The organism is Gracilimonas sp., from assembly GCF_014762685.1.
Classification (GTDB): domain Bacteria; phylum Bacteroidota; class Rhodothermia; order Balneolales; family Balneolaceae; genus Gracilimonas.
The window spans coordinates 1067342-1083903 of the sequence record NZ_JABURM010000005.1; the positions used below are offsets into that span (position 1 = coordinate 1067342).

At 40.0% G+C, this 16562-nt stretch carries 18 protein-coding genes; 3 read left to right on the forward strand and 15 right to left on the reverse strand.

The features are described from left to right. Nucleotides 1-4: 4 nt before the first annotated feature. The 11 genes from fabF to pfkA all read right to left on the reverse strand — a co-directional run bounded on the left by fabF (nt 5) and on the right by pfkA (nt 8943). Nucleotides 5-1249: a beta-ketoacyl-ACP synthase II gene (gene fabF, locus HUJ22_RS04865; protein WP_290874715.1), complete on the reverse strand. Its 1245-nt coding sequence runs from the start codon at nt 1247-1249 to the stop codon at nt 5-7. A gap of 24 nt (nt 1250-1273) precedes the next feature. Further along, nucleotides 1274-1513 (reverse strand): acyl carrier protein, encoded by a 240-nt coding sequence (locus tag HUJ22_RS04870; RefSeq protein WP_290874718.1) that lies wholly within the window; start codon nt 1511-1513, stop codon nt 1274-1276. Nucleotides 1514-1610: 97 nt separating this feature from the next. After that, complete coding sequence (gene fabG, locus HUJ22_RS04875) at nt 1611-2360, reverse strand: 3-oxoacyl-[acyl-carrier-protein] reductase (protein ID WP_290874721.1); 750 nt, start codon at nt 2358-2360, stop codon at nt 1611-1613. A 10-nt stretch (nt 2361-2370) separates the two neighbouring features. After that, a complete protein-coding gene (gene fabD, locus HUJ22_RS04880; RefSeq protein WP_290874724.1) occupies nt 2371-3258 on the reverse strand; it encodes an ACP S-malonyltransferase in 888 nt (295 codons plus the stop codon). Nucleotide 3259: 1 nt separating this feature from the next. After that, a complete protein-coding gene (locus HUJ22_RS04885) occupies nt 3260-4252 on the reverse strand; it encodes a beta-ketoacyl-ACP synthase III (protein ID WP_290874727.1) in 993 nt (330 codons plus the stop codon). A 13-nt stretch (nt 4253-4265) separates the two neighbouring features. Beyond that, nucleotides 4266-5249, reverse strand: coding sequence for a phosphate acyltransferase PlsX (gene plsX / locus HUJ22_RS04890; protein WP_290874730.1), 984 nt, complete (start codon nt 5247-5249; stop codon nt 4266-4268). Between the two features lie 11 nt (nt 5250-5260). Continuing rightward, nucleotides 5261-5440, reverse strand: a complete 180-nt coding sequence (gene rpmF / locus HUJ22_RS04895; RefSeq protein ID WP_290874733.1) for a 50S ribosomal protein L32 — start codon at nt 5438-5440, stop codon at nt 5261-5263. A gap of 16 nt (nt 5441-5456) precedes the next feature. Beyond that, nucleotides 5457-5960 carry a DUF177 domain-containing protein gene (locus HUJ22_RS04900; RefSeq protein WP_290874736.1) on the reverse strand — a complete coding sequence of 168 codons (504 nt, stop codon included), beginning with the start codon at nt 5958-5960 and terminating at the stop codon, nt 5457-5459. 53 nt (nt 5961-6013) lie between these two features. Beyond that, a complete protein-coding gene (locus HUJ22_RS04905; protein ID WP_290874739.1) occupies nt 6014-6652 on the reverse strand; it encodes a deoxynucleoside kinase in 639 nt (212 codons plus the stop codon). Nucleotides 6653-6663: 11 nt separating this feature from the next. After that, nucleotides 6664-7950 carry a glucose-6-phosphate isomerase gene (locus HUJ22_RS04910; protein ID WP_290874743.1) on the reverse strand — a complete coding sequence of 429 codons (1287 nt, stop codon included), beginning with the start codon at nt 7948-7950 and terminating at the stop codon, nt 6664-6666. 3 nt (nt 7951-7953) lie between these two features. After that, nucleotides 7954-8943 carry a 6-phosphofructokinase gene (gene pfkA / locus HUJ22_RS04915; protein WP_290874747.1) on the reverse strand — a complete coding sequence of 330 codons (990 nt, stop codon included), beginning with the start codon at nt 8941-8943 and terminating at the stop codon, nt 7954-7956. A 104-nt stretch (nt 8944-9047) separates the two neighbouring features. On the opposite strand from pfkA, the gene HUJ22_RS04920 reads away from it, so the two are divergent. The 3 genes from HUJ22_RS04920 to HUJ22_RS04930 are packed head-to-tail and all read left to right on the forward strand — an operon-like array spanning nt 9048 to nt 13203. Then, complete coding sequence (locus HUJ22_RS04920; RefSeq protein WP_290874750.1) at nt 9048-10067, forward strand: polyprenyl synthetase family protein; 1020 nt, start codon at nt 9048-9050, stop codon at nt 10065-10067. Nucleotides 10068-10072: 5 nt separating this feature from the next. Next, nucleotides 10073-10843: a metallophosphoesterase gene (locus HUJ22_RS04925; protein WP_290874753.1), complete on the forward strand. Its 771-nt coding sequence runs from the start codon at nt 10073-10075 to the stop codon at nt 10841-10843. Between the two features lie 5 nt (nt 10844-10848). Continuing rightward, nucleotides 10849-13203 carry a transglycosylase domain-containing protein gene (locus tag HUJ22_RS04930; protein ID WP_290874757.1) on the forward strand — a complete coding sequence of 785 codons (2355 nt, stop codon included), beginning with the start codon at nt 10849-10851 and terminating at the stop codon, nt 13201-13203. A 4-nt stretch (nt 13204-13207) separates the two neighbouring features. On the opposite strand, the gene HUJ22_RS04935 is transcribed toward HUJ22_RS04930, so the two are convergent. The 4 genes from HUJ22_RS04935 to atpC form a co-directional block, all read right to left on the reverse strand. After that, nucleotides 13208-14116 carry a DUF4350 domain-containing protein gene (locus HUJ22_RS04935; RefSeq protein WP_290874760.1) on the reverse strand — a complete coding sequence of 303 codons (909 nt, stop codon included), beginning with the start codon at nt 14114-14116 and terminating at the stop codon, nt 13208-13210. A gap of 115 nt (nt 14117-14231) precedes the next feature. Beyond that, the gene (locus HUJ22_RS04940; protein ID WP_290874763.1) at nt 14232-15263 is read right to left on the reverse strand and encodes a 6-bladed beta-propeller; all 1032 of its coding nucleotides are present in this window, start codon (nt 15261-15263) and stop codon (nt 14232-14234) included. Nucleotides 15264-15274: 11 nt separating this feature from the next. Continuing rightward, nucleotides 15275-15796, reverse strand: coding sequence for a hypothetical protein (locus HUJ22_RS04945; protein ID WP_290874766.1), 522 nt, complete (start codon nt 15794-15796; stop codon nt 15275-15277). 507 nt (nt 15797-16303) lie between these two features. Beyond that, nucleotides 16304-16561 carry an ATP synthase F1 subunit epsilon gene (atpC, locus tag HUJ22_RS04950; protein ID WP_290874769.1) on the reverse strand — a complete coding sequence of 86 codons (258 nt, stop codon included), beginning with the start codon at nt 16559-16561 and terminating at the stop codon, nt 16304-16306. Between the last annotated feature and the right edge of the window lies 1 nt (nt 16562).

Genomic DNA, 16562 nt, shown 5'->3' on the forward strand with positions numbered 1-16562 from the left:
AATATTAATCCTTGTATTTATTAAACACTAAGGTGGAATTATGGCCGCCAAAACCAAAAGCATTATTCAAAGCATATTTGACATCACGAACAACAGCTTCATTTGCAGTGTAATTTAAATCACACTCCGGGTCCTGATTCTCAATATTAATAGTAGGCGGTACCATACCATGGTAAATGGAAAGCAATGTAGCTATAGACTCAATTGCCCCGGCCGCCCCAAGAGTATGGCCATGCATACTCTTAGTTGAGTTCAGGTTTAAAGTCTTTGAATGTTCTCCAAAAACCTTTTTGATCGTATTGGTTTCAGCAATATCTCCCAGCGGAGTTGAGGTACCATGCATATTAATATGATCAACATCTTCCGGTTCTATTCCCGCTGCCTTCATAGCTCTGGTCATAGCCAATGTAACGCCATTTCCATCAGGATCAGGAGCAGTAATGTGATACGCATCTGCTGAAAAACCATATCCTTTGATTTCACCATAAATACGAGCACCACGTTCAAGTGCAGAATCCAAACTTTCCAGTATAAAGATTCCGGCCCCTTCTCCCAGCACAAAACCATCTCGATCCTTATCGAATGGCCTCGAGGCTGTTTCCGGTGAATCATTCCTTGTAGACATGGCCTTCATGCTGTTAAAACCTGATATCCCGATGCGTGTTACAGGTGCTTCGGTACCTCCGGCTACAGCATAATCTGCCTGTCCGTAACGAATGGAATCATATGCAAGGCCAATATTATGAGACCCGGTGGCACATGCAGAAACTGCACAGAAATTAGGACCTCTGAAACCATATTTAATAGATATTTGCCCGGATACAATATCAGGAATGAGCATTGGAATAAAGAAAGGAGATACTCCTCTTGGACCATGCTCATGAAATGATACTGATTGTTCATAGAATGTTTCCATCCCGCCAATCCCGGTACCCACCAATACAGCAACTTCATCTTTATCAATTTTATCCAGATCAAGTTTACTGTCTTCGATAGCTTCACCGGAAGCAATAAGGGCATATTGTGCAACCTTATCAAGCCTCCTGGCTTCTTTGCGATCGAAATAATCAGTGGGTTCGTAGCCCTCAATCTGAGCAGCAAATTTTGTGGCGAAGTCAGTCGTATCGAAATGTTCGACTAAGCGAACACCGCTTTTCCCTGAAACTAAACCGTTCCAAAAGTCTGGCGCACTTTTACCAATTGGGGTAAAAGCACCGATACCCGTAACAACAACTCTGCGAGTGCTCATAAGTAATTTTTTATAAGTATTAAATTAGGATAATTTTCCGGATAGGTAGGTAACTGCGTCCCCTACTGTGGCAATATTTTCCGCGTCTTCATCCGGAATGCTAAGATCGAATTCTTTTTCGAATTCCATAATTAATTCTACGGTATCCAGAGAATCAGCTCCAAGGTCATTGGTAAAGTTAGCATCTGCTGCTACTTCTGATTCATCTACACCAAGTTTATCTACTATGATAGCTTTTACTTTTGATTCTACGTCTTGTGACATATTGTGTCCTTTTTCAGTGATTAGTTGGTAGTTATAATTTTGATAAAATAAGTGTTTTCAACTTAAAAATTCAGTCTAGCTTCTGCAATATAGACAATTACATTGCCATCCCGCCATCTACGCGAATAACTTCGCCGGTAATATACGAACTCATGTCGGATGAAAGGAATACAACAGCATCAGCTACTTCATCAGCTTCCCCTGCCCTACCCAATGGCGTTTCTGATTTAATTCCTTCTAAAACTTTTTCATCCAATTCACCTGTCATGTCGGTGAGAATATATCCCGGAGCTATTACATTTGCACGAATATTTCTGGATGCGAGTTCTTTTGCATATGATTTTGTAAATCCGATAATCCCGGCCTTTGATGCTGCGTAATTGCTCTGTCCGGCATTTCCGGAAATGCCGACCACAGAGCTTATATTGATAATAGATCCTCCACGATTTCTCATCATGGGCTTGGCAGCAGCTTTTGAGTAATTAAAAACGCTCTTTAAATTTGTAGTAATCACGTCATCCCATTGATCTTCACTCATTCTGAGTATAAGGTTGTCTTTGGTAATACCTGCATTATTTACAATTACGTCCAGTTTGCCCCAATCATTAACAACCTCATTTATCACTTCTTCAGCACGTTCTAAACTGACGGCATCAGCTTGTAATGCCTTACTTTTTTGTCCTCTTTTTTCGATCTCGGCTTTTACTTCTTCCGCCGCATCGGCTGAACGCGCATAGGTAATGGCTACATCCGCTCCAAAGTCAGCGAGCTTGAGCGCAATTGCGCGTCCAATTCCCCGGCTTCCTCCGGTTACTAAACAGGTCTTTCCTTCTAACGATAAACTCATAGTTGTTTCTTTATTGGTGTCCTGAGATTTCTACGCCTTTTAAGGTTCGCTTTACCAATCCTTGCAATACTTTGCCGGGCCCTACTTCTACAAAAGAATCCGCGCCATTAGCATTCATATTATTCAAGGTTTGAGTCCAGCGTACCGGATTCAACAGCTGATTAAGTAAATTCGATCTGATTTCTTCCGGATTTGTAGTGGGCTCAGCTGTATAATTACTATATATAGGGCAATCTGGGGTTTCAATATTGAGTTGCTCCAATTGATTTTTCAGCCCATCATACGCGGGTTGCATCAAGGTAGAATGGAATGCCCCGCTTACCGGCAATAACATAGCCATACGAGCACCATTTTCTTTTGCCAACTCTACCGCTTTTTCCACTGCTTCTTTGTATCCGGAAATGACCAATTGTCCCGGACAATTGTAATTAGCAGCTACCACTTCTTTGCTGGTTTCTGCAGAGGCTTGCTCACAAACCTTTTCTACGGCTTCATCATCCATACCAATTACAGCAGCCATTGTCCCAGGGTTATCTGTCCCTGCTTTTTGCATCAGTTCTCCTCTGCGTCGAACAATCTTGAGAGCATCTTGAAAGGATACTGCACCACAAGCCACCAAAGCAGAAAATTCACCCAAGCTATGCCCCGCAACCATATCCGTTTTAGCATTCAGGGTTTTAAATAGTGCAACCGAATGAAGGAAAATAGACGGTTGTGTAAATTCTGTTTGTTTCAGTTTTTCTTCAGGCCCCTCAAACATGATCTCTTTAAGATCAAACCCAAGAATTTCATTAGCCTTATTAAAATACTCTGCAGCTTCAGGGTTAGAGTCAAATAACTCCTTTCCCATTCCTACAAATTGTGAGCCTTGTCCAGGAAACAAATAAGCGTTACTCATCTTACTTCATCCCCCACGTTAAGTAGATAGCACCCCAGGTAAATCCACCTCCAAAAGCGGCCAATACTATATTCTCGCCATGATTCAATTTATCTTTCCAGTCATACAAACATAGCGGTATTGTTGCAGCAGTGGTGTTTCCGTATTTATTGATGTTTATCATCACTTTTTCATTGGAAAGCCCCATTCTGCGAGCAGTGGCATCAATTATCCTCAAATTAGCCTGATGAGGAACCAACCATGCTACATCTTCCGGCTCAAGGTTATTACGCTCCATAATTTCTAAAGAAACGTCGGCCATTCCCATTGTGGCTTTTTTAAATACTGCACGGCCATCTTGCTGAAGGTAATGCAACCCATTTTTCACTGTTTCTTCAGTAGCCGGATTACGGCTTCCTCCTGCGGGTTGATACAAACTACATTCTGTATCACCCTCAACACAGTGCTTTTGATCAATGATCCCGGTCCCATCCTCTGATTCTTCAAGTAAAACAGCACCTGCACCATCACCAAACAAAATACAGGTAGTACGATCTTTAAAGTCAATAATGGAGCTCATCTTATCGGTGCCGATGACCAATACTTTTTTGGCTCTCCCCGATTCAATGTACATGGCTCCGGTACTTAACCCATATAAAAATCCGGAGCAAGCAGCCGATAAATCGAAAGCAAAAGCATTTTTAGCTCCTATTTTTTGCTGAACAAGACAAGCCGTTGCCGGGAAAAAATAATCCGGGGTAACGGTTGCAAGGATAATCAAATCAATTTCTTCCGCTGATATACCACGCTGTTCCAGTACTTCTTTGGCCGCTTCAGCACCCATAAAAGCAGTGGCTTTATCTGGATCTTTTAGAACTCTGCGTTCCTCGATACCCGTTCGAGAACGTATCCATTCATCATTGGTGTCCACCAGTTTTTCAAGATCTTTATTGGTCATACGGTCTTCGGGTAAATAATGCCCGACCGCTGTAATTTTTGCTCTTTTTACTTCCATGAAAAGATTTAGCTCAGTTTAGAGATGCTACAATTTTGCCGTTAACGTCGTGTTCAACAGTTTGAACGGCACTTTTAATCATATTTTTAATGGCTAAAGGAGAGCTTCCGCCGTGTCCTACAATACTCACGCCATTTACGCCTAAGAAAGGAATACCACCAACATTTTCATAGTTAAAAGGTGATAAAGCAGTATGGAGTACTTTTTGGATATTTTGAATTTCGTCAGGAGATAAATCCATGTCTTTTATTGCCGCGCCTATCATTTTCTGAAGGATGTCCGGAATGGATTCTCCGAACTTCAGCACAATATTACCAACCAATCCGTCACAAAGGTAAACATCGGCCTTTCCTGATAATATATCTTTGCCTTCTACATTACCGATGAAATTTGCATCATCTTTGAGCGTGGCAAAAATTTCCTTTAACAGGTCCGTGCCTTTTCCTTCTTCTTCCCCAACATTTAGTAATCCCACTTTAGGAGTATCAATCTTGAGGATTTGCTCACAATATATTTCCGCCATTTTCGCAAATTGAATAGCTGTTTCAGGCTTTATCTCTAAATTTGCGCCTGCATCAACCAACAGCCGGAAACCTTTTATTGTCGGATAATAAGATGCGATGGTGGGACGAAGCACGCCTTTCAGCTTACCCAAAATAAACATGGATGCAGCAAGTAAAGCACCGGTATTCCCGGCACTTACAAAAGCATCACATTTACCGGCCTTATGAAGGCCAATCCCTACAACTATTGATGACTGCTGCTTGGTTTTAACCGCTTGAGCCGGAGTCTCATCCATGCCAATAACCTGAGGGGCATCATGTATCAAAATCCGCTTTTTATCATAATCATGATTAGCGAGTTCTTTTTTAACAATATCTTCAGGGCCCACTAAGATAACAGTCAAATCGCTGTTTTCCTCTGTAGCCTGAATTGCTCCTTCAACTGGATTTTTTGGGTAGAAATCTCCACCGGCTGCATCAACTGCAACAATCATATATCAAATATTTAGTTAGTTGCTTTCATTACCTGGCGGCCGCGGTAGTACCCACACTCGGAGCAGGCATGGTGATAGCGGTGCAATGCTCCACAGTTAGAGCATTTTGCTAACGTAACATCAGAGATAGCGTGATGAGCACGACGCTTATTTTTACGCGCATTCGAGGTTCTTCGTTTTGGATGTGCCATTAAATATACCTTATCGTTATTCTTTTAAATCTTTCAATTTTTCCCACCTAGGATCAATGTGTTCTTCATCATCTTCAGGAATATCACCGAATTGTTCATTCAGTACTTCCTTAGGATTTCCTTCATGATCCAGAAAGCGGGGATGTAATTTTTTTGTTGGGAGATTCAGCAAAATGGTATCTCTCACATCTTGCTCTAAATCTATTTGCTTAGATGCATGATCGTAATTTCTTACGGCTCCATTTTCATCTGCTGATTCTTCGACTTCTTCTGCCTTAAAAAGCACTTCATAATCTTGCTGAACTTCATAATCAAAAGCTTCCAATGAACGATCACAAATCAATTCAACGGTGGCATCGACAGTAAACTGAGTTCGTACAAAATGAAGTGTGCGGTAAAATTCTATATGAACTAAACCGCCTTTAAAAGTGAGTCCTTCCAAATCAAGCTCATCCGAGCCCAATTCAACGGTTTTCTCACTTTGTTCTTCAGGTATTTCAAAGATCTTAAATTTTAGCATAGAACATCTCCTCAATAGCTACCTAAAATAAGCATTATACTTCTGTGGTTCAATCAATTAAATAACCCAAACATTCGTTGATCAATCAAGTCTATTACCTTTCCTAAATCTTCCTGATTATTCACAAAATCAAGGTCATCAGTATCAATAATGAGTTTCTCATGGGCATAGCGCCCAATCCAATCTTCATACAACTTATTTAATCGCTCCAAATATTCGATACGAATTGTGTTTTCGTAATCTCTTCCCCGCTGTTGAATCTGCCTCACAAGTGTGGGAACTTGTGCACGTAAATAGACGAGTAAATCGGGCGGACGGAGATAGTGGCTCATTTCATGAAATAAAGCTTCGTAGTTTTCAAAATCACGGTCGCTCATTAAATTCATCTCATGGAGGTTCTTCGCAAAAATCTCCACGTCTTCATAGATCGTTCGATCCTGGATCAGGTTTACATCATCATTTAACATTTCTTTTTGATGACGAAAACGACTGGATAAAAAGTAAATCTGTAGATTAAAACTCCAGCGCCTCATGTCTTCATAAAAATCTTGTAAGTACGGGTTATCATCCACCGACTCATAAAAGGCTTCCCAATTAAAATGTTTGGCAAGTAAACCCGTAAGTGATGATTTTCCGGCACCTATGTTACCTGCTACCGCAATATATTTTGAAGTTCTTTTTTCCTGATCCATAAATGATTTAATTATTTACCCAGTAAACGATACATGGCTTTTTTGTAGTCTTCAACCCCGGGTTGATTAAAAGGGTTTACTCCTAAACTATACACAAATATTCCTGTCAAAAGCTCGAAAAAATAAATGAGATGTCCAATATTTTCAGCATTAAGAGCTTTCATAGAAATCCTGACAATGGGAACATCACCTTCACTATGCGCTTCCATAGTCCCCTCTCTTGCCTTGGTATTTATTTCATGGAAAGATTTTCCTGCTAAATAATTTAACTGGTCATCATTTTCTTCCAGGTTATTTACCGACAATTGAGAAAATGGTTTTTCTACAATAAGAAAGGTTTCCATTAAACTGCGTTGCCCCTGTTGAATAAATTGGCCAAGGCTATGCAGATCTGTTGAAAATGTAGCCACCGCAGGGAATATTCCTTTTCCTTCTTTCCCTTCACTTTCACCCAGCAACTGTTGTATCCAACCACCCATCGAAGACAATTCCGGTTCAAATGTAGCAAAAACATCAATGGTTTTTCCAGATTCATGAATCGCATTTCTGAGTGCGGCATATTCTAATAAGTCATCTGCATTATTTTCATATTCATTATAGGCAGATACGGCACCATAAAATAATGTACGGATATCTATCCCGGCAACTGAAATAGGCAGCAAGCCCACCGGAGTCAGTACTGAGAACCGACCACCAACATTGTCAGGAATAATAAACTTTCTGTATCCCTTTTGAGGAATAAGCTTATTTAACACTCCCCCTGCTTTACTGGTTGTACAAATAATGCGCTCAGAAGCTTCCTCCCCATATAACTCTTCCAGCAATTCCCGGATCATGCGAAAGGAAAGAGCTGTCTCTAAAGTAGAGCCGGACTTTGATATTACATTCAGATAAATATTTTTTGGAGAGCCATCTTCTTTGGGAGATTTCAAGTAATCAAGTAATTCCTCCAGATATTTTCCGCCAAGATGGTGTCCGGCGTATAGAATTTCCGGACCTTTTTTTCTGAAGTGAGGGGAAAGCGCATCAATAACTGCCTTTGCCCCCAGGTAAGATCCACCAATTCCGCAAACAACAAATACATCTGCTTTAGCCCTTATTTCTTCGCCCAAAGAACCGATTTGTTCTAATTCAGCATCATTAGGTTCAGCCAATATATCTCGCCACCCTAACCATTCAGACCCGGGGCCTGTTTTCTTTTTTAATTGCTCAAGTCCAGTATCTGATTTTTTACGTGCTCTTAAATAAGATTCATCTTTAATAAACTTGCGAGCAAACCTAATATCACATTTAATCATCTTCTACCTTAAAATCTTAGCTAAATCTACTAATGTATGGTCAATTTGTTTTTTCTTAGAAATGGCAACGTGCATTGGTGTTATTTTTAAAGCATTGTTTACCACCCCAACCATTACTTGACTATGGCCTTCTTGCAATACCTTGACAGCCGCAGCCCCCAAACGACTGGCCAGAACACGGTCTCTGGCTGAAGGGGCTCCGCCTCGCTGAATATGCCCTAAAATACACACCCGTGTATCATACTGTGCAAAATCTTCTTTGATATTTTCAGCGAGTTTAATAGCACCTCCGGTTTCATCTCCTTCTGCAACAATCACGAGACTACTGCGTCTTTGAGATTTAAGCATTTCGTGCAATTGCTTTTTAACATCTTCTACATGAGTAAGTTCTTCAGGCAGAAGTGCTAATTCAGCACCACTGGCTATTCCGGTTTCAAGGGCAATAAAGCCGGTATCTCTGCCCATTACCTCTACAAGAAACATTCGCTCATGGGCATCGGCAGTATCCCTGATTTTGTCTATTGCATCCAGGGCCGTATTCAAAGCGGAATCATATCCGATCGTTTCGTCTGTCCCTATGATGTCATTATCAATGGTGGCGGGAATTCCTACCACGTTAAAATCATGTTCCTTGCTTAATTTATTACCCCCGGTAAATGTTCCGTCCCCGCCAATCACCACTAAAGCATCTATTCCATACTTTTTCAGGTTCTTGGCAGCCTTTTTTCGGCCTTCTTCAGTTCTAAACTCATCCGAACGGGCCGTTTTCAACATAGTACCACCACGTTGTATAATATTTGAAACAGAGTGTGTATCCAATTCAAGGACTTCGTCATTAATTAAACCATAATACCCGTGAGTAATACCATATACTTTAATATTGGCTTGAGCTGAAGCTCGTACAACAGCTCGGATTGCTGCGTTCATCCCTGGGGAATCTCCCCCGCTTGTCAAAACTCCGATCGTTTCAACATCAACTACTTTGTTAGTCATAAATTTTTAGTGAGAGTGTGAGTGAGTAATTGTGAGTAAATAATTGTTCCGTATTATCAGTAAATTATTACACGGCCAAGTTTAAGAAAATTTCAACACAATTGATGATTCATAACCAAGAGTTAGAACAGATAAATTCTGAAACTGTTACCAGAAAAACCCTTAAAGAAATTACCGCTCCTGTTTCGGAAAATTTATCGGAGTTTAGAACCTTTTTTAAAGATACTATCCGCTCCGATGTTTTCTTACTTGATCAGATCATAAATTATCTTCTGCGACAAAAAGGAAAGGAACTGCGCCCCACTCTTGTATTTATGACGGCCAACCTTTTTGGGGACATCAATAACCGCAGTTACATCGCAGCTACCATGATTGAATTGCTTCATACAGCCACATTAATTCATGATGATGTGGTGGATGAAGCTGACAGCCGCCGTGGATTTGTCAGTATTAATAAAATCTGGAAAAATAAAGCCGGTGTATTACTAGGTGATTATCTTTTATCAAAAGGATTATTAATTGCCCTGGAAAATAAGGAACATAAATTACTTGAGGTTCAATCCCGTGCTGTTCAGGCAATGAGTGAAGGAGAATTACGACAACTCAAAACAGCCGGGCTTTTTAACATGACGGAGGACCGGTATTTCCAGATCATCTCCGAAAAAACCGCCAGTCTTATTTCTACCTGTTGCGAGTGTGGAGCAGTTTCGGTCACAGATGATGAAGACATTCATTCCCTAATGCGAGAAATCGGCATGTGTATAGGTATTGCATTTCAAATTCGGGACGATCTGTTTGACTATGGAGTATACGATATTGGAAAACCTACACGCAATGACATCCAGGAACGAAAAGTTACACTTCCATTAATCAAAGCCTTTGAACATGCGCCAAAAAGAAAATCGGCTCATATAAGGGCTCTTATGAAAAAACGGAAAAAGTCTTCTAAAAACGTGGATGAAATTGTCGATTTTGTTCATGAAAATGGAGGTATGGAATATGCAAAACAAGCGATGTATGATTATGCAAATAAAGCTCTGGACAGCTTAAACGCTGTACCTGATTCACCTGCAAAACAAGATTTTGCCGACCTTATTCATTTTGTAATTACCCGGAAAAAGTAATTAAAATGAACTTTGATCAGCATATTTTTATATCAGATGTTCACCTTGGTGCGTTTCCGCGAGATACTAATAATGCTATTGAGCAAGATTTAATTACGCTTATAGCGTACTGCAAGAAGGAACGTATTGAGATAAATATATTGGGTGATCTTTTTGACTATTGGATGGAATACCCTGAAAAAGGATTCGTTCCTAAATTAGGGAAAAAAGTATTGGATGCTTTTGAAGACTATAATAAATCTGTTGCTCCTGCCTTATTTATTACCGGAAATCATGATAATTGGACTTTCGGTCATTTTAAAGAACGTGGATTTGATATCGAGTCAAACTTTAGACTTAAAACTATTGGAAGTAAACGTTTTTTATTAATGCACGGAGATGGTGTAGCCGGCAATAAAATTAATTTCCCGCGAGCTGCATTCCATAAATTGCTGAGAAATCGGAAATTTGTAAGTACCTATCAAAAAATTCTACCGCCTGAACAGGGTATTTCTGCCATGAAAATGTTTTCCTCCATTACCCGCAGAAAAAATAATTACGATCCTGAACCACTAAATCGCCAAGCTGAAAAGATTTTTGAAAAGCATGATCTGGATTACATTATATGTGGACATGACCATGTACCCCGCATAGAAACATTTTCGCCCGGGAGTTATATAAACCTGGGTGCGTTTTTTAATCATAGAACATTAGCTTTATACAACAATGAAGGGCTTAACCTCGTTAAATGGAAAGCCGCTCCGAAAAATTTCATACCTTTCGACGGAAATAAATAAAGATTATGAGTGACGACAAAAAAGAACCCATTGACCATCAGCGGTATTTCAACGATCCTGAATACCGAAAGAAGATACTTAAGGAACGAAAAGAAAAAAGTAACAGTGATTCTGTTAGTTCTTACCCCTTTAGTCAATTATTAAGAAATCAACAAGTACGAACAGCTTTAAAATGGATTGGAAGTGCAACAGGAATAGTGCTTCTTGTTGTTCTCAGCTATGTAGTATATTTATTTATGGGGCTCCCTTCAGCTGATGAGTTTGAAAATCCGGAAACAGCAATAGCTTCAGAAGTTCGAAGCCGTGATGGGGTTACTCTTGATAAATATTTTACAGAAAACAGAAAATGGGTTCGTTACGAAGATATTTCTCCTCATGTGATTGATGCTTTGGTTGCGACCGAAGATCACCGTTTCTACAATCATTGGGGTATGGATATGTTCAGAACCCTGGCAATCCCCTGGCATTTAATGAACGGGCGCTGGCAGGGAGCTTCCACCATAAGCCAGCAGCTGGCGCGTAACTTATACAAGAAGATTGGACAGGAATTCTCTGTTACCCGGAAGTTTCGTGAAATGATCACAGCTGTTCAACTCGAACGCAGATATACGAAACGAGAGATTGTTGAGATGTATATGAATACCGTAGAGTTTCCAAACTCAACTTTTGGTATTGAGGCAGCTGCTCAAACCCATTTTGGAAAACCTGCCAAAGAACTAACCGTTCCGGAAGCCGCAGTTATGATCGGGTCCCTTAAAGCGATTTATACTTATAATCCCCGAATCAATCCTGAAAGATCCAAGGCAAGAAGGAACATTGTATTGGGCCAAATGCATAAACGAAACTTCCTGACTGATAATGAATATATCGCCTTAACGGAACAACCTATTGAATTAGACTATCATCCTCCTTTCAAAACAGGTCGCCAAAGCCGTTATTTTGGTGAGTATGTGCGACAACAAGTACAGCCTTGGGCAGAAGAAAATGGGTATGACCTATATAAAGATGGATTGGTTATCTATACCACCATCGATTCTAAGCTCCAGAAACATGCAGAAAGAGCGGTAAAAACAAAACTGGATTCCCTGCAAAATATATTTGAAGCGGAGTGGACTTCTTCAGGCAGTGATGAATACATGGATAAATTGTGGGACGAATATCCCATGTTCCTGAGAAGTTTCATCCGGGAAACCGATGAGTATAAAAACGGCTTTGCGAAATATGATACCAAGATTGAGAAAGTAGTTTTCGATTCCTTATTTGCCAAACCCACTTTCATTGATTCCGTAAAAAGAGCCCGAACACGCCTGGAGGCAGGCTTTGTAGCCATTGAACCCGCAAATGGAAATGTTTTGGCCTGGGTTGGCGGCACTGATTATGGTAATGTACAATACGATCACGTATATCAATCCCGAAGACAAGCAGGATCTACTTTTAAACCTTTCGTATATGCTGTAGCTATAGACAACGGATATAAACCATACCATAAATTTTCTAAATTCCCCGTTACTTTTAGAGATCGAAAAGGTGACATTTGGAACCCTAAAGATCAAACCGTTCATGACGGCCCCGTGGATGTTTCTTTACGAGAGGCCCTGGCAAGAAGTATGAATAATGTTACGGTTCGTTTATTGCCTGAAATAGCAGGTGCTCCGGGTACCAATAAGTTGTGGGAATTGGACCCTGCTGCCCGAAAAATTAAACAAATGGCTTCCAATCTGGGCATTGATATGAGTTTAACACCAGCCTACCCTTCCATAGCTTTGGGTACCGCAGAAGTTTCTTTGCTTGAACTTACAAGTGCTTATACGACATTCGCAAACGCCGGAGTTCATATTGAGCCTATTGCTATAACCCGGATTGAAGATAAAGAAGGAAATATTTTGCAAGAATTTCACCCCGAATATACCTCGGAAGTCATAAGTCCTGAAACTGCTTATATTATTACGGATATGCTGCGCGGAGTTATTAGAGGCGGAGACGGTTATCATGGAACCGGCGTTCGTTTGAGAAATGTATATGGAGTTCGTCAGGATGTGGCCGGTAAAACAGGAACCACCAACAATGCTGCTGATAACTGGTTTGTGGCCATGATGCCGCATGTGGTAATGGGTGCTTGGGTTGGAGGTAAAGACCGAAGGGTTCGTTTCAATCAGGAGCTGTCTTATAGTATTGGCCAGGGTGCGCGTTCAGCCCTGCCAATAGTGGGTACTTTTATCAATAACGTAACAGCTGATGAAGACGCTTTCTGGAAATATGATGCTTTTGACCCACCTCCCGGCTTCGTGATGCCTGAGGATCCTGAAAAAACCAGGAACGAGCTTATTAAAGATAAGGATAAAGGAAGGATTGGCTGGTAGATAATCAATCTGCGTCATCGAGCCAGTGAATAATATTCAGCAAGAATTGAAGATTCTGAGGAGCTAACTCTTGATTATTTAAGCCCACTTTGAATTCACCTTGCTGAGTCTGAACTGTTTGAGCCGTGAACATGGCCGCTTCTCCAAATACCGCTAGTTTTCCAGCACCATATTCCATAATGGCTCCCTGTGTATAATTCCCCAATTCTACTGTTTTGGTATCTTCATCAAACTGCCAGGCTACTTCAGGTTCCAGGCTGAAGTCTCCCCTCTTAAATACAAGAACAGGAATAGCCTCTTCCGGATACGTAAAAGCAGAACCGGTGAAAGTGGTTACACTGGTTATGTCGGTACCTGAAACAGGACTTTCCAACAAGCGGCCATTCTCTAAAGTAAACAAATCCGGTTGGTTGTTTTCTTTAGCCAGCGTTGCAAACCCGTTTCGGAATCTGAATCCAAAGGAATTACCCAAATCATAGGCAGCCCCCGCAAACGGCATATGGTCTGCAATCAGGAATAAAGAACCGCCCTCCTTCACCCACTTATTCAAATTCGCAATCTCTTGTCTGGAAAATGCAGAGGGATTTGGGAGTATCCAGTTTCCCAAATTACTTTCATGAAGCGGATTAACAATAATAAATACATCACATGCTCCCAGTTGATCCACTTCATTTAACGAAGAATTAACATCTTTGAGGCTATATCCATCCGCTTCCATAACTTGTGCAAACGGTGCAAATCCCCCTTCCAGGGTATGAAAATTATTATGGGCCGAATCTATACATAATTCCGGCCCCTCACCTTTCTCATAGGCAGGTTCTTCAATCGAAAACGTGAAAGACAAATCAGGCTGCTGTTGAGCAAAAAGAGTGAGTGGTAAGATCCCAAAAAATATAAATATCAGTTTTTTCATAATAGATAGGTATGTTTTTTGAAGAATATAATTTCTTGATGGCATAAAAAAAGCCGATGTTTCCATCGGCTTAAACATTTTTGCAGAAAAACCAAGCCAAAAGATGGCAATTGCTCTATTCTTTTGATTCCGTCACTGTGTATTTTTCAACACTCGGAATAGGATCGTCAACGGCAAAATAAATATTATTATCTTGGTCAAAATAAACATCATTTGCCCATTTCATAGGCAGTTCAATACTTTCGATATGCTCTCCGGTTTCCTTAAATACTTCTAACCTAAATAAACCAAGTTCAGGCAAATCGTTCACTAAATTTATCTCTCTCCAAACGATCCCTATTTTGTCTTCAAATAATCCACCTACTCCCATAGTACCACCCGGCCCTACAGAAATATTGTCCTTATTAACTACAGGCTTTTTATCCGGTATTAAATCTTTGCCAAACATAGTGAACTCATCTTCTACTTTTTTATACCAAATTCCCGGGATAAGGGAAGCTACAATTAACTGATTCTTACTGTCAACACCTAAATTCGCGACATTTCCGCCAGGCTCAAATTCTAAGTCCCGATCGGTTACAGGAATGTAAAATGTAAATGAATCTTCTGTAAGACCTGTACTTGCTGCTTTGTGCCTTTTTGAATGAAGTACTGAAAACCAAATTTCATTATCCGAAACAAAAATTGATTTACTGGATATATTCGCTGTTATGGTATTTAGTACCTCCCCGGAAGGATTAAAAACCGTAACCCTTCTAAGACTGTAATCATAGGCATACACTTTTTCATGGTCATCCACTGCAACTTCTCGAGGAAATTCAAATTCTCCCGGACCGCGGCCATATCCTCCTTTTATAGAATTCAGATAATTACCAAGGCTGTCGAAAACGAAAATCTCTTTATAATCTGCGTCAAGTAGGTAAACATTCCCCGTGCTGCCAGAAGCAGCAACACTAAGAACTCGTGCAAACGGTTCTTCTGATTGTTGGCCGCTTTCCTCATTTTGTCTCGTAAATTCACTGAAAACCTTTGTTTTTTCTACGGAATAGTGGTGCTTTTCATTTTGTACCGGTGTTTGTTTTTCGTTTCCGCATCCATAAAAGGCAAGGGTAAATAATAAAGATGCATAAGTTAATATTCTTGACATAGTTAATTGTTTTAATTGTTTTTAGAAAAATATGAAACCAAACTGTCGGTTGAAGTGTCCCCTTCATATTTAAACAATAAATTGCTATTCCCATCTACCCCTAATATAATCGGCCAATCATTAATTTGTATTTTATTCGCATTGTATTTGTCAATCAGTCTGTGCTCAAAGTCTAAAGCAGATGTCTGTATGAAAGTTTTGACTGCTTCTCTGTCAGAAGAATAGGCCAAACCTATAAAATTAACAGAATCTTTTTTTGATTCGTGAATTTTTGCCCATCTTACAGCATCAGAAATGCAGCTATTACAACCCAAAGCATAAATAATGAGTACATTAGTTGCATCTAAACTAAGATCATCAGATAAATTAATTGCTTCAGAAGCAAGGTTAAAAACCGTTATTGACGGGAGAGTATAAGTCGTTGTTTTGGCCTTTTCAATTTCGGGATTATCCGTAGTAAAAAACAATTTAGCAGTAATGACTCCGGCAAAGAGACAACATACCATTAGTCCTATGGATTTTAATTTTTGCATAAGAAGAGAGTCCTGTCAAAAAAATAGAACTGAATTAACAGTTCTATTTTTTAAAAGCTTAGGTAAATAATACCTTTAACAATTTGAATGAAAGTTCACTCTGGTATCACACAGTAGAAACAAAGATCTGCCGATCCACCAGTTGACCCATCTGGACATTTAACATCTGTACAGTACACTCTGTTGCATCCCACTCCTTCCCCACATCCAGCAGGTACTGAATAGCATTCAGTTCCACTTCCACATGAGCTTAATAATGCACTATTAGCTTCCGCATCTTGTATAATTGTTAGTGAGAATCCCATAAAAAACAAAAATACACATCCGATGATTAAACTTACTCTATTTTTCATATTAATTACCCCCGATTAGGTTTTATTTGGAATGAATTGGTAATTAAAAAAATAAAAAAGAACTGCAAGGATTTTGTTAAGAAGGAAACATAAATAAAAAAACCCTGTCCAAAATGGACAGGGCTTTTAAAAAATTACTAAAGAGTAAATGTTGTCAAGCTTCTTCTACAGATTCAGCCAGTAGCGTAAGCTTATTGTTATTCACTTCCACAAAACCGCCTGAAATAGCATAGGTGGTATTACCATCAGCTTTTCGGACCAACACATTCCCTTTTTCCAAAGTGGAAACTATGGGGGCGTGATTTGCCTTTACTTCGAAGCTACCCTGGGTTCCGGGTAATTTCACTCCGCTTACTTCTCCTTCAAAAAGAGAACCGTTTGGAGTCAGAATTTGTGCGTTAAATATGCTCATG

Excerpts from the sequence above, each read along its gene's own strand:
- HUJ22_RS04930 (WP_290874757.1), top strand. The coding sequence starts at position 10,849 with ATGAGTGACGACAAAAAAGAACCCATTGACCATCAGCGGTATTTCAAC.
- HUJ22_RS04870 (WP_290874718.1), bottom strand. The coding sequence starts at position 1,513 with ATGTCACAAGACGTAGAATCAAAAGTAAAAGCTATCATAGTAGATAAA.
- HUJ22_RS04935 (WP_290874760.1), bottom strand. The coding sequence starts at position 14,116 with ATGAAAAAACTGATATTTATATTTTTTGGGATCTTACCACTCACTCTT.
- HUJ22_RS04940 (WP_290874763.1), bottom strand. The coding sequence starts at position 15,263 with ATGTCAAGAATATTAACTTATGCATCTTTATTATTTACCCTTGCCTTT.
- atpC (WP_290874769.1), bottom strand. The coding sequence starts at position 16,561 with ATGAGCATATTTAACGCACAAATTCTGACTCCAAACGGTTCTCTTTTT.
- fabD (WP_290874724.1), bottom strand. The coding sequence starts at position 3,258 with ATGAGTAACGCTTATTTGTTTCCTGGACAAGGCTCACAATTTGTAGGA.
- HUJ22_RS04905 (WP_290874739.1), bottom strand. The coding sequence starts at position 6,652 with ATGGATCAGGAAAAAAGAACTTCAAAATATATTGCGGTAGCAGGTAAC.
- rpmF (WP_290874733.1), bottom strand. The coding sequence starts at position 5,440 with ATGGCACATCCAAAACGAAGAACCTCGAATGCGCGTAAAAATAAGCGT.
- HUJ22_RS04910 (WP_290874743.1), bottom strand. The coding sequence starts at position 7,950 with ATGATTAAATGTGATATTAGGTTTGCTCGCAAGTTTATTAAAGATGAA.
- fabF (WP_290874715.1), bottom strand. The coding sequence starts at position 1,249 with ATGAGCACTCGCAGAGTTGTTGTTACGGGTATCGGTGCTTTTACCCCA.
- HUJ22_RS04945 (WP_290874766.1), bottom strand. The coding sequence starts at position 15,796 with ATGCAAAAATTAAAATCCATAGGACTAATGGTATGTTGTCTCTTTGCC.
- HUJ22_RS04885 (WP_290874727.1), bottom strand. The coding sequence starts at position 4,252 with ATGGAAGTAAAAAGAGCAAAAATTACAGCGGTCGGGCATTATTTACCC.
- pfkA (WP_290874747.1), bottom strand. The coding sequence starts at position 8,943 with ATGACTAACAAAGTAGTTGATGTTGAAACGATCGGAGTTTTGACAAGC.
- HUJ22_RS04925 (WP_290874753.1), top strand. The coding sequence starts at position 10,073 with ATGAACTTTGATCAGCATATTTTTATATCAGATGTTCACCTTGGTGCG.
- fabG (WP_290874721.1), bottom strand. The coding sequence starts at position 2,360 with ATGAGTTTATCGTTAGAAGGAAAGACCTGTTTAGTAACCGGAGGAAGC.
- HUJ22_RS04900 (WP_290874736.1), bottom strand. The coding sequence starts at position 5,960 with ATGCTAAAATTTAAGATCTTTGAAATACCTGAAGAACAAAGTGAGAAA.
- plsX (WP_290874730.1), bottom strand. The coding sequence starts at position 5,249 with ATGATTGTTGCAGTTGATGCAGCCGGTGGAGATTTCTACCCAAAAAAT.
- HUJ22_RS04920 (WP_290874750.1), top strand. The coding sequence starts at position 9,048 with ATGATTCATAACCAAGAGTTAGAACAGATAAATTCTGAAACTGTTACC.